The following is a 21,533-nucleotide window of genomic DNA, read 5'->3' as shown; positions in this document are numbered from 1 at the left end:
CCATGAAACAGATGATTGGAGCGATTGCCCTCATCGTGCCCGAGTATGACCAGGGTATCGACTTTTATGTCGGCAGGCTTGGCTTCGACCTGGTCGAAGACACTCACCTTGGCGACGGCAAACGCTGGGTACTGGTCGCGCCCAAGGCCAGCTCCGAGACACGTCTCCTGCTGGCGCAAGCCGACGGTGACGATCAGCACGCCGCCATCGGCAACCAGACCGGCGGCCGTGTGTTCCTGTTCCTGCACACCGACAACTTCGATCGCGATCATCAGGCGATGCTCACGGCCGGCGTCACCTTTCTGGAGACACCACGCCATGAGGCTTATGGCAAAGTAGCCGTCTTCCAGGACCCCTTCGGCAACAAGTGGGATCTGATCCAGAGGTTCTGAGGTCTATATTTCCACCGCGGCAAAGATACCGGCCACCCATTCGACAAAGACACGAACGCGTGGTGAAAGTTGGCGGTTCTGGGGGTAGAACGCAGCCAGTGGCAACGAGGTCGGTGGAAATTCCGGCAGGATCTGCACCAGCGCACCGCTTTCCAGATCTTCGGCAAGCCGGTACCGAGGCGCCTGGATCAGCCCGAACCCAAGACACCCGAGTTGGTGTACCGTTTCTGCATCGTTGGCGACGATCCGGCTGGGCAGCATTATTTCGCGCACGCCTGCGGACGTCCGAAAGTCAAGCGGCATGACGGCACTCGTCCGTGACGACAGAAAACCGACCATCAGGTGCCCTTCCAGATCATCAAGATTTGTTGGCGTACCGTGCGTGGCCAGATAGTCCGGGCTGGCACAGGTGATCTCCGCGATCTCCGTCAACTTTCGCATTATCATGCCACTGTCGTCCGGCACGCCGGCACGGAGCACGCAGTCAACTCCCTCTCGCACCAGATCCACCAAGCGCTCTCCCTGGCCGAGCTGCAGGTCGATCTTCGGATAACGCGCCATGAAGTCCGGCAGGTGCGGCAACAGGAAAGTGCGGGTCAGCCGTCCCGGCACATCGACCCGCAACTGTCCGGCAGGCTCGTGCCCGCGCAGCGCGCCCTCGGCTTCTTCCACTTCCGCCAGGATCGACACACATCGCCGGTAATAGGCTTCACCATCCGGGGTCGGCGTCACATGGCGTGTGGTTCGCTCCAGCAACCGGCAGGCGAGATCACGCTCAAGACGCTGGATCACATCCGTGGCGGTGGACCGTGGCAGGTTCAGATCTGCCGCGGCAGCAGTGAAGCTGCCTCGTTCGACCACCCGGACAAAGAGCTGCATTGCGTCGAACTTGCCGTACATTTGTTCCTGTTATCCGAATTATCTTTTCATTTAAAGCATCATTATCCGGAGTTTCCGCCTCGCTATGTTCAGGATCAACGAGAAGGAGACTTAGATGACACCAGATCTCGATACCGCCATCGTCACCGGCGCCAGCAAAGGCATAGGCGCAGCGATAGCCCGCAGGCTGTCACATGACGGGTTTCAGGTGGTGATCAATTACGGCAAGGATGAAGCTGCGGCTCTCGCTCTTGTCCGAAGCCTGGAAGACCAGGGCGGCAAGGCAATCGCGATCCAGGGAGACGTTGCCGAAACAGCGACCCACGAGCATCTCTTCGAAGCTGCAGAAAAGGCCTTTGGCCCGGTGGGTGTACTCGTCAACAATGCCGGCACCATGCGCAATGCCGCCATTGCCGAAGCAAGCGACGAAGATTTCGACAGACAATGCGCGGTCAATCTCGGTGGTGTTTTTCGCGCCATGCGGCTCGCGTCGAGCCGGCTCGCGGACGGTGGCCGCATCATCTCCATTTCCTCCAGTGTGGTCGGCCTCTATCAGCCTCACTACGGCCTCTACGCCGCGACCAAGGCCGCCGTTGAAGCCATGACCCGGGTTCTGGCGAAGGAGCTTGGCCCGCGTGGCATCCGGGTCAACGCGATCGCCCCCGGACCGGTTGAGACTGACTTTTTCCTTGCCGGCAAGCCGGCGGAGCTTGTGGAAACGATCCGGAAATCAAACCCGCTCGGCCGTCTCGGCACCCCCGAGGACATCGCTGCAACCATTGCCTTTCTGGCCGGTCCAGACGGGGACTGGATGAATGGCCAGGTTCTGCGTGCCAACGGCGGCATCATCTAGACACGGACACCAAAACCCCAAGGAGAACCTTAATGCCCTTTGCAAATTACAAACTGCCCGAAGCTGCGTTGAGCACAGCGCAAAAGGAAGAGCTGATCCACAAGACCACCGATCTGCTCGTTTCCTTTTTCGGTGAGATCGTGCGCCCCAACACCATGGTTCTGGTGGAAGAGGTCAAAGACGGCGGCTATGGCCGCGCCGACGAAGTCTTCACGATACCGCCCGAGTATCGCGCCGGGGACTGATCAGAAGCAACGTCACCTGCCCGGCTGGAACCAGCCGGGCACTTTCCGTCATCTGGCCCGCAGCCTCAGATAACCTGCAACGTGATCAACGCGACAGCGACATAGCGTGCTGTCTTTGCAATTGCGACCAGCAGGGTGAAGCTCCAGAAGGGTTCCTTGAGCACACCTGCTGCCAATGTCAGGGGATCGCCGATAATTGGCGCCCAGCTGAGCAGCAGGCTCCATCGTCCATAGCGGTGATACCAGCCCGTTGCCTTGGCGAGCTTGTCAGGCTTGACCGGAAACCAGGAAGCGGTCGACCAGGCGGTTGCTGCCCTGCCGAGACCCCAGTTGACCATTGATCCGAGCGTGTTGCCAAGGCTTGCCGCCGCAACCAGCAGAACGACGGGTTCCGTTCCAAGCGCAATCAGGCCGGAAAGGCCCAGTTCGGATTGGGCGGGCAGCAGGGTGGCAGCCAGAAAGGAGACGCCGAACAGGCCCATCAAGCTGGCACTCATCGGGAACTGCCGGTCTGGGCTTTCTGCATGGCTGAAATGGCTCTGTGCATGAAATCCAGGAACTGCGCCTTTTCCTGTTCCGAAAACCCCTCCAGCGCCTCTCCGTTCTGCGCAATCGCAGACGCGATGGCTTCCTTTTCCAAAACCTTGGCCTTGTCGGTCAGGAATATTTCCTGAACCCGGCCGTCTTCTTCACTCGCCCGACGGGTGATCAAGCCGTCCCGTTCCATCCGGGCCAGGGTGTTTGCCAGCGTTGCCTGTTCGATATCAAGCAACTGCACGAGTTCCTTTTGCGTGCGTCCTTCCTTTGCCCAAAGGGCGACCAGTGCCGGAAATTGGCCCGGCGAAAGGCCTAGCGGCCGGATGCGGCGATGGAGACCGGCGGCAAACAGCCGTGCCATGTGGTTTGCCAGATACCCGGCGGAGGAATCTTTTTCGAAGGTCATCCCTTGCATATACGATAGATAGCACCCTATATAAATAAACATAGCTTGCTATATAATTAGGAATTCGAAATGACATCACTCTGGACACGTCGTGCCATTCATCTGGCAGCACTTTCCTTCCTGACCGCCAACCTGGGAGTCTCCGCCATGGCGAGTGAAATCAACACCAACACCCCGGTAACGCTGATCAATTCCTTCGAAGTTCCCGAAGACCGTCTTGCCGACGCTGTTCGCAGCTGGGAACAGGCGCGCGACTTCCTGAAAGAGCAGCCTGGCTACATCACCACGCGCCTGCACCAGTCCCTGTCTCCGCAGGCGAAGTTCCAGCTGGTCAACATCGCGCTTTGGGAAAGTCCCGATGCCTATCAGGCCGCCATTCAGAAGCTTGGCAAAAGCGGCATCGTCGCCGAATTCAAGGGCATCAGCTTTCATGCCGCACTCTACACCGTCATTCGGGAGGATGAATGATGGTGGCCTTGCCCGTAACCGGAAACAGGCTGCTGCACTGGACGATTGCCGCTCTTACCATCAGCGCCCTGGCTACCGGCTATGCCCTGACGAACAACGAACCGTTTTCGCCAAACCTTCTGAAAACCCATCTGGGACTTGGCTTGTCTGCGGGCCTGCTCGCTCTTGTCCGCACAATCTTTTGGCTGGCAAAGGGTGCCCCTCAGCCGGTGTTCGCCGTTCATTCCGGGTTGCAGCAAGCTGTCGGCAAGGGCGTCCACGCCGCCTTGCGCCTCGTACCGCTTCTGCTCCTCGTCAGCGGTATCGGCATGATCGTCATATCCGGTAGCCTTGAAAAGATTGCGAGTGGCACATTGCCGGGACTTGCGGCTTTCGCCGGATTGCCACCGGCAGGCCTGCACCATGCTGCGGTGCTTTTGGTTGCAGCACTCATCGGACTGCACAGTCTTGCTGCTCTGTGGCACTGGCAAAGACTAAGTTTCACGGCATGAGACTGGCAATGCAGAAAAGTAAAGGCCCGGCTGCATAAAGCGGCCGGACCTTCGCTCAGGTCTTGGGAGGACCTTTGTCTGAAGTGCCTTAGTTCAGGCGGCTTGCCGGGCCGAGGTCGATCAACCGGGTTTCACCCGGTGCATCGTCGACACCGTCATTGTCGGTGACCAGGATCAGACGGCCGTCGGCGGTGATCGTCAGGCCTTCCGGCTTGTCGAGAACCCAGCCCTTGCCTTCGGCCAGAGCCGGCAGGATATCCATGGCGTAGCGCTTCTGAACCACCGGGAGCTCAGATCCGTAGGCAGCCGGGGTCACACCTTCCAGGGAGATCGTGGTGATCTGCTTGATGGCTGCGTCTTCACCACCTTTGTTGTCGCGCTCCAGAATGGCGAATTTGCCGTCGCCCATGGAGACGATTTCCGACAGGCCGACCCAGCCGCCGGCTGCGCTCTTCGGCTTGTCGAGCGGATAGTGAACGAAGCCCCAGGACTTGTCGGCCGGGTTGTAGATGGCCAGCTTCACCATGCCCTTCGGGTCGTCTTTCCACTCACGCTGAACGGCGACGGCCACCAGCGTCTTGCCGTCCATTTCGAACTCGGCAACGCCTTCAAAGGAGAAACGCGCGGACTGGGCGTTCAGCTCTTCCGGAAGCGTGATTTCTTCCTGAACCTGACCGTCGGTGCCGACTTTCAGCAGCAAGTGCTGCAGTTCCTTGTCCGGATTGCCTTCGGAAGCCAGCCAGAAGCCGCCATCCTTGGCAACGGAGATGCCTTCCAGGTCCAGTTTTGCCTGCTTGCCACCCTGAACGGTTGCATAGGCAACGATTTTTGCCGGTTTGGAAGAGATGTCCAGCGTGTAGATGCGGGCGTCGTCATAGAAGCTGTCGCTGACGGCGTAGAGCTTGTTACCGTCTTCCGGGTCTGCAGCCAGTGCGGACAGTGCGCCCCAGCCAATCGGTGCGCCTTTTTCAGGGTCGGTTTCGGACACGACCATCGGGTAGGACGGAGCGTCCGCACCAAACTTGTAGAGGGAGACCTGCGCGCGAACGTTGTCTTCCGCACTGTCGACCTCGTTGGCAACCACAAACAGGTCACGGCTCGGGATCGCAAGTGAGCCTTCCGGACCGACGTGGGTCGGCAGGAACTGGACGAATGCCGGCTCGGCACCGGTGTCCTTGTAGACAGCGACGAAGTTGCCGCGTTCGGAATTGACGAAGATCAGCTTTTCACCGCCGAATTCACCAACCGTCACACCTTCCGGCTCGGTGCCCTTCTTGGACGCGCGCTTGGCCGGATAGTGGCCGTTGGCCATGCCAAGATGTTCCATCTGGTTGCCGCTGTCGAACAGGATCTCGCCCTTGGTGTTCCAGATGGTGAAGCCGCGCGAACCGCCTTCGTAGTCGCCTTCGTTGGCGGTCACGAAACGCTCGTCGTCGATCCAGGCAACCGCATCCGGCTCACGCTTGACGTTTTCGGTCGAACCGGAGGCATCGCTCATGCGCGCCTTGGAAACCGGAATGTTTTCAGCCGAAGCCGTACCGGCGGAGAAATGGCTGACAACTTCACCGGAGGCCAGATCGACCACGGCGATATGGTTGTTTTCCTGCAGCGTGACGACAACCTGGTTCTGGGAGTTGATCGAAACGAACTCCGGCTCCGGATCGGTCGGCGCAATTTCGGCAAGACCCGTCAGGTCGACAATGCGGACCGCGTCGCAGTTGGTCGGCGTGCCGGTTTCGTCCAGATCGAAGATCGCCAGATGGCCGGCCGGCATTTGCGGGATCACGCCGTCGTTCAGATCTTCGTCGCGCTCGTTCTCGATGGCGATCGCAACGAACTTGCCGTCCGGAGAGATGGCAACGCTGTCCGGCTGACCCTTGGCATCGCACTTCGCGGTGATGCCAAGACCGTCGAGAGCGATCACGGCCAGATGGCCGGACGCATTGACGTAGTCTTCGGACGTGTTGACGCCGGCATAGGCGAATGTTTCGCCGACGGCGACCGAAGTAGGCTCACCACCAAGGGCGGTGCGGCCCATCGGCTGCAGGTTCAGCGGGTTGGCCGCATTGACGAAAACAATGGCTTCGCCCGGGCTGTCGGTGAAGACGAGCGTGCGGCCGTCCTTCGTGGCGTAGATGATTTCGGCAACGGTTTCGGTGGCCTGATCCACGCCTTCCGGCAGGGTCTTGTAGACCGGGAATGTGTTGATACGCTCGAAATACTCTGCCTGTGCTGCCGACACGGCGCCAAGGCCGAACAGGACTGAAAGGCTGACACCTTTTAAAAAGCGCCCACGAAGGTCCGCCATTGCACTCGCTCCCACAAAATATCGGGTTGATGGTGCGCGCAAGCTAGTGGCCCTGATTACAATATCGGTGACAGTTGCATGAAGCTTTCATGACAACACCCGGCAAGCCTTGAATTTGCATTTCGAACACTTACATCATATCAAGGCTGGGCGGTGATCTCCGCCACCTCCATCTTCCAAACTTTCCCGCATTTGTGCCTCCGGCGCATTTTTCATCGGATTTTCCAATGCAGATCGGTTTTGTCCGCTCCGCCATTGTGCTGGGGCTTCTCGCTGCTGTCGGTCCATTTGCCATCGACCTCTATCTGCCCGCCATGCCGGAAATCGTGCAGGCATTGCAGACGGACGACGCTGCGGTTCATATGACCTTCACGGTCTATTTCATCGCTTTCGGGTTAGCCCAGTTGATCTACGGTCCGCTGGCAGACCGGTTTGGACGCAAGCTGCCCGCCTTCCTGGGCCTGATCGTCTTCCTCATCGGATCGGTCATGTGCGCGACCGCGGTCGACGTTTCAGCCCTGACATTCGGCCGTTTCGTACAGGCCCTTGGTGCCGGCGCGCCGATGGTCATCGTGCGGGCCGTGGTCCGCGACCTCCACACCGGACCAAAAGCGACCAGGCTGATGGCTCTGGTGATGCTGGTCTTCAGCGTTTCGCCGATGCTTGCACCGCTCGCCGGCAGCCTGATCATCCAGTTCGGCAGTTGGCGCCTGATCTTTGTGGCCCTGGGCGTTATTTCCCTTTTCGCCATGCTGCAAATGGCCTTCTTGCTGCCCGAAACGCTACCGGCCGAGCGCCGAGGCAAGATCGACCCGACAGCAATGCTGCGCAGCGCCATCTACCTGATGCGTGACAGCAGGTTCATGGGTCTGACGCTGATCGGTGGCTTCTCGCTGGCGAGTTTCTTCGTCTTCATCGCCGCAGCGCCGCTGGTCTACATGACCCAGTACCAGTTGACGCCGACAGCCTTCAGCCTTGTTTTCGCGCTGAACGCGATCGGCTTCTTTGCGTCTTCCCAGTTTGCCGCCTCGCTTGGTGAGCGCTTCGGCATGGGCAGAGTGGCATTGAGGGCCGTCAGCGGATTTGCGGCAGCCAACGTTCTGCTGGTCATTCTTGTGTGGAGCGGCATCGACGACCTGCCGGTTCTGATGGCACTCTTCTTCATCGGCAACACCTGCCTCGGACAGGTCATTGCTCCTGTGATGGTCATGGCGCTGGAAGAACATGGCGAACATGCCGGCATGGCATCCTCCCTCGGTGGCACCTTCCAGATGGTTGCCGGTGGCGTGATGATCCTCGTCTGCAGCCCGTTCTTCGACCGGACAGCTTTGCCATTGGTTGGCGCGGTTGCCGCCTGTGCGCTCATCGCCCTGGTCATCGCACTGCTGACCCTGCGCACGTCGCGCGAAGGCCAGGCCGTCGCCTGAGGTGATATTCCCGAAACAGGTACGCCGGAGCAGCCTTACACGGGCTCTTCGGCGGACTGCCCGATTTGATCGAGTTTCTTCTGCAGGGACAAACGGTCAAGCGAAGACATCGGCAGGCTCACGAACACCGAGATCCGGTTGCTGAGCATCCGGAAGGCCTCGTTGAATGCGACCGCCCGTTCGCTGTCGCTTCCGGAAACGGCTGCCGGATCCGGCAGCCCCCAATGAGCGGACATCGGCTGCCCGGGCCAGACAGGGCAGGTTTCCTTCGCCGCATTGTCGCAAACGGTAAAGACGAAATCCATGACCGGGGCATCCGGCACGGCGAACTCTGCCCAGTCCTTCGAGCGCAGCCCATCCGTCTTGAAATTGAGCTTGCCGAGCAAGGCAAGTGCTTCCGGACGCACGGCGCCAGCCGGTTGTGACCCGGCAGAAAACGCCCTGAAGCGGCTCTGCCCGTCCCGGTTCAGGATCGCCTCCGCCATGATCGACCGGGCGGAATTGCCCGTGCACAGGAAAAGCACGTTGTAGACATCGCCGGACATTTGATCCCCCTTAACCTCAACAGGTCTCTCCGCAGGCGATCGTCTCGATGACCTGCGCACAAAGTTCCGGATGACCACCACAGCAATCGGCCATCAGAAACGTCAGCAACTCGCGTATGCCGTCAAGATCCGCGAAGTAGCGGATCGACCGCCCCTCGCGTTCATTGCGGACCAGCCCGGACTGAAGCAGAACAGCAAGGTTCGCCGACATGGTGTTCTGCCGAACGTCCAGAGCCTCGCCGATCTCGCCGGCAGTCATTCCTGCGTCGCCAGCCCGGATCAACAACCGGAAGACTTCCAGTCTGGTTTTCTGGCTGAGCGCCCCAAAGGCGCTCAGTGCATCTTTTATATCCATAATTCATGATATTTCGATTCATCAGAAACAGGCAAGTCTTTTTTGCAACCAGGCGCAACATCTCGGACACGGCCCGATCTGGTTCGTAACCGTCATTTTCCGAAAGTCGCTTGCAACCGGCCTTCAGAGCTGCTGACCTGCCTGGGAAACCGCGCGGGACAGATGATGAAAACACTGAAAAATCCTTTCCTCGGCAAAGGCCTTCCCGAGCAAAGCGGACTTGCGGATGGATCCGTGTCGCAGGACGTCACCGGAGCAGAGAACCTTTTTCGGAAATGCCCGCGTGCCGATGAAACCCCGCTTCTGATTGCGAATGACCTCGCGGCCGGTCTTGCTATCGGCAACCTTGCCCTCAAGGACGAACGGCAGCGCATGGGCCTTGGCAGCTTCAAGGCACTTGGCGCGGCCTATGCGATTGCCAAACTGGCGGACAGCCGCGTTCGGGGCGGACTTGCCCAGTCTCACGCTTCCGCACTGACCGGCAGGACCTTTGTCTGTGCGAGTGCCGGGAACCACGGCATGTCCCTTGCCGCAGGCGCTCCGCTGTTTGGGGCGAGGGCTGTCGTCTTCGTTGCCGAAACTGTTCCAAGCGCCTTTGAGGCCCGCCTCAAGGCCCGGGGCGCTGATGTTGTCCGGGCCGGAGCCACCTATGAAGACAGCATGACGGCAGCCCAGAGGCGCGCCGAGGCCGAAGGCTGGACCTTGCTACCGGACAGCACCTGGCCGGGCATGACCGCCGCCGGACACGACGTCATGGAGGGCTATCTTGTGATGGCCGCGGAAATTGCCCGGCAGATCAAGACACCGCCCACGCATGTCTTCCTGCAGGCGGGTGTCGGCGGACTTGCCGCCGCCTGTGCCGTCGGCGCGCGCCTGACCTGGGGCCACGATGTCACCATCGTCGTGGTGGAGCCAGAATACGCACCCGCCCTCATGGCCAGCATCGAAGCCGGAAAGCCCGTCACGGCGCCCGGTCCGGTGTCGAACATGGGCCGGTTAGACTGCAAGGAACCCTCGCATCTGGCGCTGAAGTACCTGGCCAGGGAAGCCGATTTCTTCGTGACCGTTTCCGACAGCGAAGCGGCTGAAACGGTCGACTGGCTGGGCAACAACGGCATTGCGACGACGCCATCCGGTGCGGGCGGTATCACAGCCGTTCGACACGCAGGTGGCGGGGCATCAACCCTCGGCCTCGGACCGGAAGCCCGGGTGCTCTGCTATCTTTCCGAAGGACCGGAAGATGTCTGAACAGGATTTTCCTGAAGACGAATTTGCCGCGCGCACGCAAGCAGCCCAAAAAGCCATGCATTCCCAGGGCATCGACGCGCTGTTTTTCACGACCGAAGCCGAAATGCGCTATTTCACCGGGTTCCGGACCCTGTTCTGGCAGAGCCCCACGCGGCCCTGGTTCCTCGTGGTGCCGGTAAACGGCAAGCCGATTGCGGTCATTCCGCAGATCGGCGCGCACCTGATGGCGAGCACCTGGATTGACGATATCCGGGTGTTTTCCGCCCCGCACCCCGTCGATGACGGCATCGCCCTGCTCGCGGACACCCTCAAGGACTTCACGAAAATCGCCATGCCGATGGGGCGGGAAAGCGTGCTTCGCATGCCGCTTCGCGATTTTCAGCGCCTTCGAGATCTTACCAACCACGCAGAATATCTGGACGGAACCGGTCTGATCCAGAGCCTCAGGATGGTGAAATCTGAACGTGAAATTGCTCTCCTGCGCGAGATTTGCGGTATCGGTTCGGAAGCATTTGGCAGGGCACCGGAGCTTTTCCACTCCGGCCAACCGCTCAACGAGGTTTTCCGGTCCTTCCGGATCGAACTTCTGAAGCAAGGTGCGGACGATGTGCCTTATCTGGTCGGCGGAGCCGGACAGGACGGCTACGGCGATGTCATTTCTCCCCCCTCGGCCCGACCCCTACAGGAAGGGGACGTCCTGATGCTTGATACGGGTGCCACCAAAAGCGGATATTTCTGCGATTTTGACCGCAATTTTGCGATCGGCCAGGCCAGTGATGCTGTCAGGTCCGCCCATGAAACACTTGTCCGGGCCGTTGAGGCAGCTGCCGAAATTGCCCGCCCGGGCCGTACCTGTGCCGATCTGTTCCAGGCCATGGCCAAGGTGCTGGATCAGGGCGAAGGTGACGTCGGCCGGCTCGGCCACGGACTTGGCATGCAGCTTACCGAAGCGCCCAGCCTGACCGGCTTCGACGAGACCCCACTTCGAGAAAACATGGTGCTGACACTGGAGCCGAGCCTTGCTCTCGGACCCGGCAGGATGATGGTTCACGAGGAAAACATCGTCATTCGAGACCGATCGCCCGAATTCCTGACCGTGCCGGCAGGACCGGACATTCCTATAATCACCCGCTAGAACACCTGGAACCGCGGCATGAAACTTTCCTTCGACTGCGACAGGGGATCGGCAACCAAAGCGGCTTTCGGTCTGATCTTGCTGTCGGTTGACGAAACCATAGAGTGCGAGTTTCGGTCCCTCTTTGATCAGGAAGGCGTCTCGCTGCTTCACGCCAGAATCGAGAGCGCTTCCGAAGTCACCTCCGAAAAACTCATGCAGATGAAGGCCCGGCTGACGGACACCGCGGCCCTCTTGCCTGGAACGCGCCCACTCGACGTCATTGCCTATGCCTGTACGTCCGGCGCAACGGTGATCGGATCGGATCAGGTCGCCGGTGCAATCCAGGCAACTCATCCTGGCGCACGCGTGACCGACCCAGCCCGCGCAGTCGTTGCAGCCCTTGCACACCTAGGTGTCTCACGGATCGCCATCGTCTCGCCCTATGTGGAGGAAGTCTCCGACGCACTCTGCCGTCTCCTGGAAGAAAACGGCATAACGCCCTTGAGTGTCGGCTCTTTCGGGCAAGCGGAAGAAGCCGTGGTTGCAAGGATCAGCCTGCAGTCCGTGGAAGAGGCAATCTGCGAGGTTGGCAAGGATCCGGAGATAGAAGCCGTCTTTGCCTCCTGCACCAACTTGCGCACGATGCCTGTCATTGAAGCCTGCGAGAAACGTCTTTCCAAACCCGTCATCAGCTCCAACCTGGCGCTCGCATGGCACATGATGCATCTGGCGGACCTGCCGACGGCGGACCGTGGACCGGGACGGCTCTTTGCCACCTGACCTGCAAAAAACGAACACATCCACGCCAGTACACAAGGCTGGCGAAGGTCTTCTTTCGGTGAAATTGCCGAGGCTGCAGCTATTCGACTGTTCCCGAACGGCATCAATTCGTTCACTTAGCTGGCAACACCTGTCTATTCCTTGTTGACTCGCGGGGATTTCCGGGCAAAAACACCGCCGTCTCAAGTTTTGACGATTGCGAGCCCCGATGACCCGGCTGAAAGCCGACATTCTGGATATGATGTCCCAGGCCCTTGCCAGCGCTACCTTCATGCGCGGCGAGCCCCGGACGGCTGCCGCAACCGCTCTTAAACGCACTACCAAGACCACCAAGACCACCGCTTGACGGTGCCGCTCATCCCGCCTCCCCGGGGATGGGAGGCGCCGGGAGCCGGCCACGCCCATCCAGAACCGGGCGGCTGGCGAAGCGGGGAGACGGACAAGGACTAGTCAAAGATGGGTTTCAAGATCGCAATTGCAGGCGCTACCGGCAATGTCGGACGCGAGATGCTGGACATTCTCGCTGAGCGCGGCTTTCCGGCAGACGAAGTCGTCGCCCTCGCTTCCCGCCGTTCCCAGGGCACCGAAGTCTCCTTCGGCGACAAGACGCTGAAGGTTCAGGCCATGGAGAACTACGATTTCTCCGACACCGACATCTGCCTGATGTCCGCCGGTGGCACCGTTTCCAAGGAATGGTCGCCGAAGATCGCTGCCAAGGGCTGCATTGTCATCGATAACTCTTCCGCATGGCGCTACGACGCGGATGTGCCGCTGATCGTGCCGGAAGTGAATGCCGATGCCGTTGCCGGTTTCACGAAAAAGAACATCATTGCCAATCCGAACTGCTCCACCGCCCAGCTGGTCGTGGCGCTGAAGCCGCTGCATGATCACGCAAAGATCAAGCGCGTCGTCGTTTCCACCTACCAGTCGGTTTCCGGCGGCGGCAAGGAAGCGATGGAAGAGCTGTTCAACCAGACCCGTGCGGTTTTCGTGAACGATCCGATCGAGCCGAGCAAGTTCACCAAGCGCATCGCCTTCAACGTGATCCCGCACATCGACAGCTTCATGGAAGACGGCTACACCAAGGAAGAATGGAAGGTGTTGGCGGAAACCAAGAAGATGCTCGATCCGGCCATCAAGGTGACCTGCACCGCCGTTCGCGTACCGGTGTTCATCGGCCATTCGGAAAGCGTTAACATCGAGTTCGAAAACGAGATCACCGCTGAAGAAGCCCGCAACATCCTGCGCGAAGCTCCGGGATGCCTCGTCATCGACAAGCAGGAAGATGGCGGCTACATCACGCCATACGAAAGTGCCGGCGAAGATGCGACCTACATCTCCCGCATCCGCGAGGACGCGACCGTTGAAAACGGCCTCAACATCTGGGTCGTTTCCGACAACCTGCGCAAGGGCGCGGCGCTCAACGCCGTCCAGATCGCCGAGGTTCTCGTGAACCGCGGCCTGATCACGCCGAAAAAGGCAGCAGCCTGATCGACAGTTCAAACGGGCGCCTCTGGCGCCCGTTTTCTTATGGCCTGCCGGCTGCTATCCGGTCGACGGCACTGCGAAGGTCCTGAAGCGGGAACCGCGTTCCCGACACGTACCAAGCAGCCCCCCGAGCCATCGATCCAGGCCCCGGATTTCCTCTTTGCAGGGAAGCTCGACGCGCTATGTCGAGGGATGAAGCGACAACACCCAGCTCAGCGCCACAAACCCGAACATTGCCGGCGACCGACAGGTTTTGATGTTGACAGGCTGCGAAAACAGCATCACCTCTGTCATCCCCTATTCCCGGCGTTCGCAAAGGTCGCCAACGAGTTTTCTCCCATGCCCTCTCAATTTGACGGGTCGTTCACCGACTTCCTTGAAAGCGCTCCCGGCGGACGCTTCACCGACTGGCTGGCAGCTTGCGCCGAGCCCTACTGGAGCGATGCGTGCAGCCACCCCTTCACCGTTGCGATCGGCGATGGCACCATGCCGGAGGAAGCCTATGCGCGTTATCTGATCGAGGATTACACCTTCGTCACGGATCTCGCTTCCACTCTGGGATATCTCGTCGCCAAAGCCCCCGGAATGCCCGCCAAGTCGCGGCTCTCCGGTTTCCTGGCTCTGCTGACCTCGGAGGAAAACGACTATTTCCTGCGCTCGTTCGAGGCGCTCGGTGTGGAGCCGCAAGTTTACGAGACCGCAGCACAGGGCCCTGTGACCCGCGCTTTCTCGCAGCTCCTGCTGAAATCGTCCGGACAAGGCAGTTACGCCGAAGGGCTTGCATGCCTTCTCTGCGCGGAATGGTGCTACCTGACCTGGGGCCAGCGCGAAGCTGGAAAACCGCGCCCGGATGCGTTTTATCTCGCCGAATGGATTGACCTGCACGCCGTGCCTGGCTTCGAGGCCTTCGTGACCTGGATTCGGGCGGAAATGGACCGGATCGGCCCCACTCTGCCGGAACCCGAGCAAGCCCGCGTTGCGGGCCTTTTCCGCCAGATGAGCAAACTGGAAGTCGCCTTCTTCGAAGCCGCCTGGACCGGCAAAGTGCCCGGTCCGGAGGACGATCTGTTACGGACCTGACCCGATGTTTCTCTATGAAGCCGCAGCCCTCGGCGCGGCTGCCCTGTGGGCGCTGACAGGTCTGCTCTCCACCGGGCCCGCTCAGCATCTCGGCGCGATTGCCTTCAACTGTACCCGCATGGTGCTTGTGGCATTGATGCTGTGCGCCTGGGTGTTCCTGACCACGGGGTGGAGCTCCATCGGCGACGCGCAGATGCTGCCTCTAGTCCTGTCCGGTTTCGTCGGCATCTTTCTTGGCGACACCGCGCTTTTCCTGACGTTGAACCGCATGGGTCCACGCCGGACCGCAATGCTGTTCTCTCTGAATGCCCCCATGTCGGCGATCCTCGGCTGGCTGCTCTTGAACGAAAACCTCAGCCCCACGCAGATGGTCGGTATCGGCCTTACCTTTCTGGGGGTCCTGCTGGCCATCCGTTTCGGCAAGCGCAAGTCCCAACTTCACAAATGGGAAAACATCAAGGGTCCGGTGTGGATTGGCGTGCTTCTCGGCCTTGCCGCAGCACTGTCCCAGTCGGTCGGCTCCCTCATTGCCCGTCCGATCATGGAAACCGGCGCTGACCCGGTCGCAGCTTCCAGCATACGCGTCGGCGTTGCTGCTGTGGGCCTGCTGCTCCTGACACGCCTTCCGGTCAGCTGGGTCAAGCCGGCGGGAAATTTTACGCTTCCGGTCGTCGGCCTGATCGCCATTTCCGGCTTGCTCGGCATGGGTCTCGGGATGACGCTGATCCTGTTCGCGCTGTCCGGCGGAGAAGTCGGTATCATCGCGACCCTGTCGGCAACGACACCCGTCCTCATGCTACCGATGATGTGGTGGCGAACCGGGGAAGCACCGGCGCTCGGCGCCTGGGTAGGCGCGGCAGGTGTTGTGGCAGGCAGTGCGCTGCTCTTTGCCAGCTAGGCAAAAGGAAGTTGGCAGATCGGAACAATGGATCTACAAGTGTGAGAGGAATATGGGAGCCGGATTCGAACCGGTACTTTGCAGCGGGCTGCAAGCGGGTAGTTCCGACCTCACCCGGCTCCCTAACGCCAGTATCGATAGTTTAAAAAACACCCGAAACGAATTTCGAGGACCGACCGCCCCTCGAGTAAGCAACCGGCAAAAACACAGCTGACACCAAACAAGACGTTCCAGCTTAAACAGCCATACCGCCCCGACGCAGCCAGGAAGATCTTATGCCCCTACGGCATATCTCCTATTCCCCATCTGGGGAATATATCGGTACTTTTTTCGAAAAATTTACTTAAACCCGTTTCTCAACCTCGCCTGAATTACTACTACTGGGTGTATTTTTGCAACAAACACCTCAATGACAGGAACAGGCGTCAGCATCGATTTACAGCCAAGCAGCGCCATTCGGCCGCCAAAACCGAACGGTAATGAGCGCAGATCACCGCAAACTGGCGGCCTGTTCGTCGGGGCGCGAACCATCCGAAATCACATTTACGCCATCTGCGGGACATCCATCTTGCGCTACGTCCATGTCCGGCATGTCGCTTAGACTTTGGCGCAGGATCGGCGCCAGGTGATCGACAAAGCGGCGCACCTTCGCCGTCACCAGTCGGTTTGAAGGATAGACGGCATAGATGCCGCTTTCAGGTAGCGTCCAGTCCCGCATCACCCTGATGAGGGCCCCCTCATTCAGCTCAGTGGCAACCGCCCAACGGGGGAGTGCCGCCAGGCCGATACCCGACACGACTGCTGCCCGTAGCGATGCCGTGCTGTTGCAAATCATCACGGGAGACAGTGAAACGGTGTGTTTCTGAGGCGACAAGAACGGCCATTCCCGTGCCCAGTAGAGCGCAGCGAACCCGATGCACTTGTGGTCCGGAATGTCGACGGGATGTTGCGGCACCCCATGCCTTGCGATGTAGTCCGGTGCGGCACAGACGAGGATCTCCGACATGCCGAGTTTACGGACAATCGTCGCAGGCTCCGGTTCACGCACGATCCTTATCGACAGGTCGAGACGCTGCTCAACGAGGTTGACCATGCGCATGTCTTCGACGATTTCTGCTGTCACTTGCGGATTCTCTGCAAGAAAAGACCCGAGTGCCGGAATGATAAACCGGTCAGCAAAAGCTTCAGGCGCACCGATCCGCATATGGCCAACTGGGGTTTCCTGATACGCCATCACTTCAGTTACACCCGCATGTGCCTCTTCCAGTGCACGGGTACAGCGCTGGTAGAAGATCACACCGGCTTCGGTTGGAGAAACGTGACGGGTGGTCCGGTCGAGAAGGCGTACCCCCAGACGTTTTTCCAGGGCAATGACACATTCGCTGACACGGGATTTGGACAAGCCGAGCTGCTCGGCGGCCCGGGTAATGTTTCCGGCTTCAACCACCCTGGCGAAGATCTCGATTGCATCAAAGAGTGCCATGCGAACGTCCTGTGAAACCGGACAAACTGTCCGGAGTATCGCCACTTCCGCAATTTCGGGAAAGTCGTATTTTTTGCCCTCGCCGCAGTTTGCGGCTTGAGGAGACCCATTATGACAGCAATTTTTAATGCAGCCGCAATCGCGGCGCACCGGGACGCTTGCGAAAACGAAATACTCGGCTTCCGCCGCTTAAGGGTGCGGAGTGCCGATACCGGCGGACGGCTTGGATTTTTTGAGGAAATCGTTCCGCCCGGAGAAGGTGTCCCCCTGCACATTCATCACAAGGAAGACGAGATGTTCAATGTCCGCGAAGGTCATTTCCGCATCTGGTGCGCCGATGAAGTCTTCGACGTCCATCCAGGTGATGTCGTCGTCCTGCCACGTGGTGTCCCGCATGCGTTTCGCAATGTCGGCGTTGTCGAGGGTTGGCTCGATGTGACCGTTACGCCCGGCGGGTTCGAAACGATGTTCGCACGCGCTGCCGAAGCTGGCACAGAAGGAGCAGAACGTTTCATGGAACTTGCTCCCGACTACGGCCTGGAAATGCTTCCAGGTCAGGCTGCGGCTTAGGAGGCGGCAATGATCTGCTTGGTCTTCCAGAGAACCATTCTGGCTTTTGCGGTGCTCGCGGCCTTTTCAGGATCCGCGTCCGCGGATGAGAACAAGGCTGCACGTGGAGCCTATCTTGCCCGGATCATGGCTTGCGCCGATTGTCACAGCCCGCGCGGACCGAACGGCGCGCCGATGCCCGAAGCCGGGCTCATCGGCGGCAATGTCGGCTTCGAAATTCCGCAGGCAGGTATTGTCTGGGGCCCGAACCTCACGCCCGCCAATGGCGGGGCGGGATCCTGGAGTACGGAAGAAATCGTAACGGCCCTGACGACCGGCGTTCGACCAGACGGACGGTTGCTCATTCCCGTTATGCCCTGGCCTGCCTACGCCGGACTGACCACACAGGACGCCGAAGCTCTTGCGAGCTACCTGCAGTCCCTGACACCGGATGACAATCCCGTTCCAGGGTTGATTGCGCCGGGGGAAAACGCCCCTGCCCCCTATTTCACGATAAGGTTTCCAGGATAGGGGACACCAATGCCGTTGGCCTGACGGCCAACGGCGCCTGGAAGCCGAATTCGGGCTATCCTCCAATCGACTGCCCGTTAACGTGCCTGCCGACGCCACCTTTCGGCATAAGGCAGGGCAAAAAGGTAAAGTCCCGATACCAGCAAGAAGATCAATGGCACCAACGCCAGTAAACCGATCCAGAGTGCCGGCTCGGACTGCCCCATGGCAGCCAGATTGACAACCACGGCCAGCGTAAAGGCTATGGACAGCCAGCGGTGCAGCTGACGGATGATCTTGTTCCAATTCATGGTTTGCTCCTGGTGATCACGACGCAAGATCCCGTCTGCCGGAAAGATCCGTCAGCAAAGGGTTCTTGAGAGTTGGAGGTGTGCGCTCAGGCCGCCGCGCGGCAGACTGTCAGACCTTGGCTGATTTCCTGCGCGATTTCCTGGCGGCCGAGGCAGCGGCATTCTGCTCGGCGGCTGCACAAACGAGGGCTTTCAGCGCCGCTTCATCGATGTCTGCATCCTCGAACAGGTCGATTGCCCGGCGCACGTTGCCGTCCAGGCTGGAATTGAAGAGACCAGCCGGATCATCAAGTGACGCGCCTTTTGCGAACGTCAGCTTCACGGCTTTCTTGTAAGTCTCGCCGGTGCAGATGATGCCGTCCTTTTCCCAGACGGGAACACCGCGCCATTTCCAGGCTTCCTCGACTTCGGGAACCGCATCGTGAATGAGGGCGCGCATCCGCGCCAGTGTGCGTCCACGCCAGTCGTCAAGTTCTGCGATCCTGGCGTCAATCTGCTGCGCGGGGGACATTTGATTGTCCATGGTCGTCTTCCTTGCGGTTATCAGGCGTCTTTGCCGGCATCGTCCAGCCGCGCAACAACGCTTTCCAGCGCTTCCATGAAGCGGGGCCAGGCGGCGCTTGCACCGCGATAGTAGGGCAGCTGTTCCTGCGTGAAGCCGATTTGCTCCATACGCAGAAGGGTGCCGTTATCCGTCGGGGTCAATGTCCAGGTCACGGTGCTTCGAAGATCCTTGGTGTTCCAGCTGTAGGCCAGCGCTTTATGCGGCTCGATCGACTGGACTTCGCAATCGACCATTCCCCAGTCGGCACTCAGGTCGAAGCGGTGGCCGACAACCGGTTTGAAGGCATTTTTCATGAGCCATTCCTCGATCAGGTGGGGCTGGGTCAACGCGCGCCAGATCTTTTCCGCGGGAAAGGGAATTTCCCGTTCCACGACAACAGCAAGGGTATCTTCGTCCGAGAAACTCATTGGTCCATTCTTCTCAAAAGGTCTTCCAGATCGTCGAACCGGCGTTCCCAGAACACGTTCATGCGCTGAGTCCAGTCGACCAGCGGTGCGAGCGCTCCGGGCCTGGCGCTATAGTGCGACTGCCTGCCCTCCTGGCGGTCCGTGACAAGCCCGGCCTCCTTCAGGACGCCAAGATGTTTGGAAACTGCGGGCTGGGAGACACCGGCCTGATCGGTCAACACCCGCACTGTCAGCTCGCCTTCGCGGCAAAGCCGCTCGAACAACGCCCGCCGGGTCGGGTCGGCCAGCGTCCGAAACAGAAGGTCAGGTGTTGGCTCACTCAAATTCATAACTCCACGGTTATTGATTTGATTGATAACCTCGAAGTTATGAATTAGTCAAGGGGCAATTCAGACCTGCACCGCTTCCCGCTTGCGCGCAAGTGACGGCAGGCAGACGGTGCGGCCATCGGCGAACTGTTCGATCCGCACATCGACACCATAGACTTTGCAAAGAGCAGCGCTTGTCAGCACTTCCTTTGGAGGGCCATCCGTCTTGATGCGACCATCGTGAAGCAAGGCCACCCTGGTTCCGATTGCAAAGGCGTGATCAGGGTCGTGGGTCGACAGGACAACAGTCAGGCCGTCCGCCGCAAGACCCGCAACTTCGGAAAGCACCAGTGCCTGATTCCCGAAATCGAGACTGGCTGTCGGCTCATCCATCACGAGGACACGTGTTTCCTGCGCAAGTGCCCTGGCGATCAGCACCAGTTGCCTCTGTCCACCGGAAAGCCGCGTATAGTCTGCACCGGCGAGTTCCCCGATACCGAGCCTTTCCAGCGCCGCCAACGCTACGTCCCTGTCACGCGGGCCGGGCTGCTGAAAGGCACGCAGTTTTGCGGTTCGGCCCATCAACACGACTTCCAGAACCGGAAAGGCAAAAGGCGCGGCGTGTGCCTGTGGAACGTAGGCGATCCGCGTCGCGATATCTGCACGGGACAGCGACTTGAGCGGTCGTCCTTCCACGAGCACCGTGCCTCCACGCGCCGGCAACAGCCCCAGAAGCGTCTTGAAAAGAGTGGTCTTGCCGGACCCGTTGGGCCCCAGCAGGCAATAGACGTCGCCAGAGGAAGCGGTCAGGTTCAACTCGCTCCCGACATCGTGGCCCGGATAGCCGATGGACAGGTTTTCAGCCCTGAGCTTCACGCCCATGCCCGCCTCCCCCTGGCAAGCAGCCACAGGAAAAATGGCGCACCGACAACGGCGGTCAGAATGCCGAGCGGGACTTCAGTTCCCGAGAGCGTGCGTGCCAGCGTGTCGACTGCAAGAAGGTATCCCGCACCAAGCAAGGCTGCTGCCGGCAACAGGCGCCCGAAACCAGGGCCAACGATCATCCGGGCGATATGCGGTATCACCAGCCCCACCCAGCCCACGACACCGGCAATGGCGACGACGCTTGCGGTGATCAAGGTCGCGCAGAAAATGACAACAAGCCGCAGCCGACCGGCCTCCACACCAAGCGCCTTCGCTTCTTCATCCCCCAGAGACAGGACGTTGATCCGCCAGCGCAACAGGAACAGTGGGACAAGGCCGAACAGAACTGCAGGTACCGCCGGCAGGATATCGCCGGCCTTCACGCCTGCCAGACTGCCCAGCAGCCAGAAAGTGATCGCCGGAAGCTGGTCATAAGGATCTGCCAGCACTTTGAGCAAGGATGTCGCCGCCCCCGCCAGAGCGCCGACGACGACGCCTGCAAGCACAAGGACAAGCGTGCTGTCTCCACCGCGCACCGTCGCGGCAACAAAACCGACGAGAACAACAGCGGCAAGACCGCCGGCAAAACCCATCAGCTGGATTGCCGCGACAGGAAGCGACAGGAAGATGCCGAGCACGGCGCCGAGCCCCGCGCCGGCAGAAACACCGAGAATATCCGGTGACACCAGCGGATTGCGGAAAAGGGTCTGGTAACACGCACCGGCGGCAGCAAGCGAAGCGCCGACCAGCAGCGCGGCAACCACCCTCGGCAGACGGATCGACAGCAGCACCGTGTCCTGCGCTCCCGAAGGCTGTGCGCCGGACACGACGCGCGTCAGCACACCGACGGCCTCGGACGGCGTAAGCGGAAACGGGCCGATCAGAAGAGCCGCGAAACTGCCAAGAACAAGCGCGAGGCCGAGCCATACGAACAAGCCGGAACGCGCGAAAGAAGTAGA

General features: G+C 60.0%; 28 protein-coding genes. 15 read left to right on the top strand and 13 right to left on the bottom strand.

The window, feature by feature from the left end:
- Positions 1-2: 2 nt before the first annotated feature.
- Positions 3-392: a VOC family protein gene (locus tag J7447_RS22885; protein WP_209171053.1), complete on the top strand. Its 390-nt coding sequence runs from the start codon at positions 3-5 to the stop codon at positions 390-392.
- 3 nt (positions 393-395) lie between these two features.
- Here the strand turns inward: J7447_RS22885 and J7447_RS22880 are convergent, their stop codons facing one another.
- The gene (locus J7447_RS22880) at positions 396-1,292 is read right to left on the bottom strand and encodes a LysR family transcriptional regulator (RefSeq protein ID WP_209171052.1); all 897 of its coding nucleotides are present in this window, start codon (positions 1,290-1,292) and stop codon (positions 396-398) included.
- A 94-nt stretch (positions 1,293-1,386) separates the two neighbouring features.
- Between J7447_RS22880 and J7447_RS22875 the strand changes: the two genes are divergently transcribed.
- Complete coding sequence (locus tag J7447_RS22875) at positions 1,387-2,124, top strand: SDR family oxidoreductase (protein ID WP_209171051.1); 738 nt, start codon at positions 1,387-1,389, stop codon at positions 2,122-2,124.
- A 32-nt stretch (positions 2,125-2,156) separates the two neighbouring features.
- Positions 2,157-2,369, top strand: coding sequence for a 4-oxalocrotonate tautomerase family protein (locus J7447_RS22870; RefSeq protein WP_075283965.1), 213 nt, complete (start codon positions 2,157-2,159; stop codon positions 2,367-2,369).
- A gap of 65 nt (positions 2,370-2,434) precedes the next feature.
- Here the strand turns inward: J7447_RS22870 and J7447_RS22865 are convergent, their stop codons facing one another.
- Together J7447_RS22865 and J7447_RS22860 are read right to left on the bottom strand one after the other, a co-directional pair.
- Positions 2,435-2,866, bottom strand: a complete 432-nt coding sequence (locus J7447_RS22865) for a YqaA family protein (protein ID WP_023002889.1) — start codon at positions 2,864-2,866, stop codon at positions 2,435-2,437.
- Positions 2,863-3,312, bottom strand: a complete 450-nt coding sequence (locus J7447_RS22860) for a MarR family transcriptional regulator (protein ID WP_023002888.1) — start codon at positions 3,310-3,312, stop codon at positions 2,863-2,865. The genes J7447_RS22865 and J7447_RS22860 overlap by 4 nt, the downstream gene beginning before the upstream one ends.
- A gap of 69 nt (positions 3,313-3,381) precedes the next feature.
- Here J7447_RS22860 and J7447_RS22855 point away from each other — a divergent pair, with 69 nt between their 5' ends.
- Together J7447_RS22855 and J7447_RS22850 are read left to right on the top strand one after the other, a co-directional pair.
- Complete coding sequence (locus tag J7447_RS22855) at positions 3,382-3,780, top strand: antibiotic biosynthesis monooxygenase family protein (RefSeq protein ID WP_082809654.1); 399 nt, start codon at positions 3,382-3,384, stop codon at positions 3,778-3,780.
- Positions 3,777-4,271, top strand: coding sequence for a cytochrome b/b6 domain-containing protein (locus J7447_RS22850; protein WP_209171050.1), 495 nt, complete (start codon positions 3,777-3,779; stop codon positions 4,269-4,271). Before J7447_RS22855 ends, J7447_RS22850 begins: the two co-directional genes overlap by 4 nt.
- Before the next feature lie 88 nt (positions 4,272-4,359).
- On the opposite strand, the gene J7447_RS22845 is transcribed toward J7447_RS22850, so the two are convergent.
- Complete coding sequence (locus J7447_RS22845; RefSeq protein WP_209171049.1) at positions 4,360-6,579, bottom strand: esterase-like activity of phytase family protein; 2,220 nt, start codon at positions 6,577-6,579, stop codon at positions 4,360-4,362.
- 227 nt (positions 6,580-6,806) lie between these two features.
- On the opposite strand from J7447_RS22845, the gene J7447_RS22840 reads away from it, so the two are divergent.
- Positions 6,807-8,006 carry a multidrug effflux MFS transporter gene (locus tag J7447_RS22840; protein ID WP_209171048.1) on the top strand — a complete coding sequence of 400 codons (1,200 nt, stop codon included), beginning with the start codon at positions 6,807-6,809 and terminating at the stop codon, positions 8,004-8,006.
- A gap of 35 nt (positions 8,007-8,041) precedes the next feature.
- Here J7447_RS22840 and J7447_RS22835 read toward each other — a convergent pair whose 3' ends face one another.
- Both J7447_RS22835 and J7447_RS22830 read right to left on the bottom strand, forming a co-directional pair.
- Positions 8,042-8,551 carry an arsenate reductase ArsC gene (locus J7447_RS22835; RefSeq protein WP_209171047.1) on the bottom strand — a complete coding sequence of 170 codons (510 nt, stop codon included), beginning with the start codon at positions 8,549-8,551 and terminating at the stop codon, positions 8,042-8,044.
- Positions 8,552-8,567: 16 nt separating this feature from the next.
- Positions 8,568-8,906, bottom strand: coding sequence for a metalloregulator ArsR/SmtB family transcription factor (locus J7447_RS22830; protein ID WP_209171046.1), 339 nt, complete (start codon positions 8,904-8,906; stop codon positions 8,568-8,570).
- 165 nt (positions 8,907-9,071) lie between these two features.
- On the opposite strand from J7447_RS22830, the gene J7447_RS22825 reads away from it, so the two are divergent.
- The 7 genes from J7447_RS22825 (at position 9,072) to J7447_RS22795 (ending at position 15,517) form a co-directional block, all read left to right on the top strand.
- Complete coding sequence (locus J7447_RS22825) at positions 9,072-10,154, top strand: pyridoxal-phosphate dependent enzyme (RefSeq protein WP_209171045.1); 1,083 nt, start codon at positions 9,072-9,074, stop codon at positions 10,152-10,154.
- A complete protein-coding gene (locus J7447_RS22820; RefSeq protein WP_209171044.1) occupies positions 10,147-11,289 on the top strand; it encodes a Xaa-Pro peptidase family protein in 1,143 nt (380 codons plus the stop codon). The genes J7447_RS22825 and J7447_RS22820 overlap by 8 nt, the downstream gene beginning before the upstream one ends.
- Before the next feature lie 18 nt (positions 11,290-11,307).
- Positions 11,308-12,051, top strand: a complete 744-nt coding sequence (locus J7447_RS22815) for an aspartate/glutamate racemase family protein (RefSeq protein ID WP_209171043.1) — start codon at positions 11,308-11,310, stop codon at positions 12,049-12,051.
- Between the two features lie 208 nt (positions 12,052-12,259).
- Positions 12,260-12,397, top strand: coding sequence for a hypothetical protein (locus tag J7447_RS22810; RefSeq protein WP_006937785.1), 138 nt, complete (start codon positions 12,260-12,262; stop codon positions 12,395-12,397).
- A 110-nt stretch (positions 12,398-12,507) separates the two neighbouring features.
- Positions 12,508-13,542 (top strand): aspartate-semialdehyde dehydrogenase, encoded by a 1,035-nt coding sequence (locus J7447_RS22805; RefSeq protein ID WP_023002877.1) that lies wholly within the window; start codon positions 12,508-12,510, stop codon positions 13,540-13,542.
- 336 nt (positions 13,543-13,878) lie between these two features.
- Entirely contained in the window at positions 13,879-14,619 is a 741-nt protein-coding gene (locus J7447_RS22800) for a TenA family protein (protein WP_209171042.1), read from the top strand.
- A gap of 4 nt (positions 14,620-14,623) precedes the next feature.
- Positions 14,624-15,517 (top strand): DMT family transporter, encoded by an 894-nt coding sequence (locus J7447_RS22795; RefSeq protein WP_209171041.1) that lies wholly within the window; start codon positions 14,624-14,626, stop codon positions 15,515-15,517.
- A gap of 490 nt (positions 15,518-16,007) precedes the next feature.
- Here J7447_RS22795 and J7447_RS22790 read toward each other — a convergent pair whose 3' ends face one another.
- Positions 16,008-17,000 carry a LysR family transcriptional regulator gene (locus J7447_RS22790; protein WP_209171040.1) on the bottom strand — a complete coding sequence of 331 codons (993 nt, stop codon included), beginning with the start codon at positions 16,998-17,000 and terminating at the stop codon, positions 16,008-16,010.
- 111 nt (positions 17,001-17,111) lie between these two features.
- On the opposite strand from J7447_RS22790, the gene J7447_RS22785 reads away from it, so the two are divergent.
- Together J7447_RS22785 and J7447_RS22780 are read left to right on the top strand one after the other, a co-directional pair.
- The gene (locus J7447_RS22785; protein WP_083660780.1) at positions 17,112-17,570 is read left to right on the top strand and encodes a cupin domain-containing protein; all 459 of its coding nucleotides are present in this window, start codon (positions 17,112-17,114) and stop codon (positions 17,568-17,570) included.
- Between the two features lie 9 nt (positions 17,571-17,579).
- The gene (locus tag J7447_RS22780; RefSeq protein ID WP_209171039.1) at positions 17,580-18,080 is read left to right on the top strand and encodes a c-type cytochrome; all 501 of its coding nucleotides are present in this window, start codon (positions 17,580-17,582) and stop codon (positions 18,078-18,080) included.
- A gap of 77 nt (positions 18,081-18,157) precedes the next feature.
- Here the strand turns inward: J7447_RS22780 and J7447_RS22775 are convergent, their stop codons facing one another.
- The 6 genes from J7447_RS22775 to J7447_RS22750 form a co-directional block, all read right to left on the bottom strand.
- On the bottom strand, positions 18,158-18,370 hold the full coding sequence (locus J7447_RS22775) for a hypothetical protein (protein ID WP_023002870.1): 213 nt from the start codon (positions 18,368-18,370) through the stop codon (positions 18,158-18,160).
- 109 nt (positions 18,371-18,479) lie between these two features.
- Positions 18,480-18,893, bottom strand: coding sequence for a DUF1801 domain-containing protein (locus J7447_RS22770; RefSeq protein ID WP_152505337.1), 414 nt, complete (start codon positions 18,891-18,893; stop codon positions 18,480-18,482).
- Between the two features lie 20 nt (positions 18,894-18,913).
- Positions 18,914-19,342, bottom strand: a complete 429-nt coding sequence (locus J7447_RS22765; protein ID WP_023002868.1) for an SRPBCC domain-containing protein — start codon at positions 19,340-19,342, stop codon at positions 18,914-18,916.
- On the bottom strand, positions 19,339-19,671 hold the full coding sequence (locus tag J7447_RS22760; protein WP_023002867.1) for a metalloregulator ArsR/SmtB family transcription factor: 333 nt from the start codon (positions 19,669-19,671) through the stop codon (positions 19,339-19,341). Before J7447_RS22760 ends, J7447_RS22765 begins: the two co-directional genes overlap by 4 nt.
- 60 nt (positions 19,672-19,731) lie before the next feature.
- Positions 19,732-20,526 (bottom strand): ABC transporter ATP-binding protein, encoded by a 795-nt coding sequence (locus J7447_RS22755; RefSeq protein ID WP_152507541.1) that lies wholly within the window; start codon positions 20,524-20,526, stop codon positions 19,732-19,734.
- Complete coding sequence (locus J7447_RS22750) at positions 20,523-21,509, bottom strand: iron ABC transporter permease (RefSeq protein ID WP_286189449.1); 987 nt, start codon at positions 21,507-21,509, stop codon at positions 20,523-20,525. Before J7447_RS22750 ends, J7447_RS22755 begins: the two co-directional genes overlap by 4 nt.
- Positions 21,510-21,533: the final 24 nt, after the last annotated feature.

The organism is Labrenzia sp. R5_0 (genome assembly GCF_017743835.1).
Taxonomy (GTDB): domain Bacteria; phylum Pseudomonadota; class Alphaproteobacteria; order Rhizobiales; family Stappiaceae; genus Roseibium; species Roseibium algicola.
This window is presented reverse-complemented; position numbering and strand designations above follow the sequence as displayed.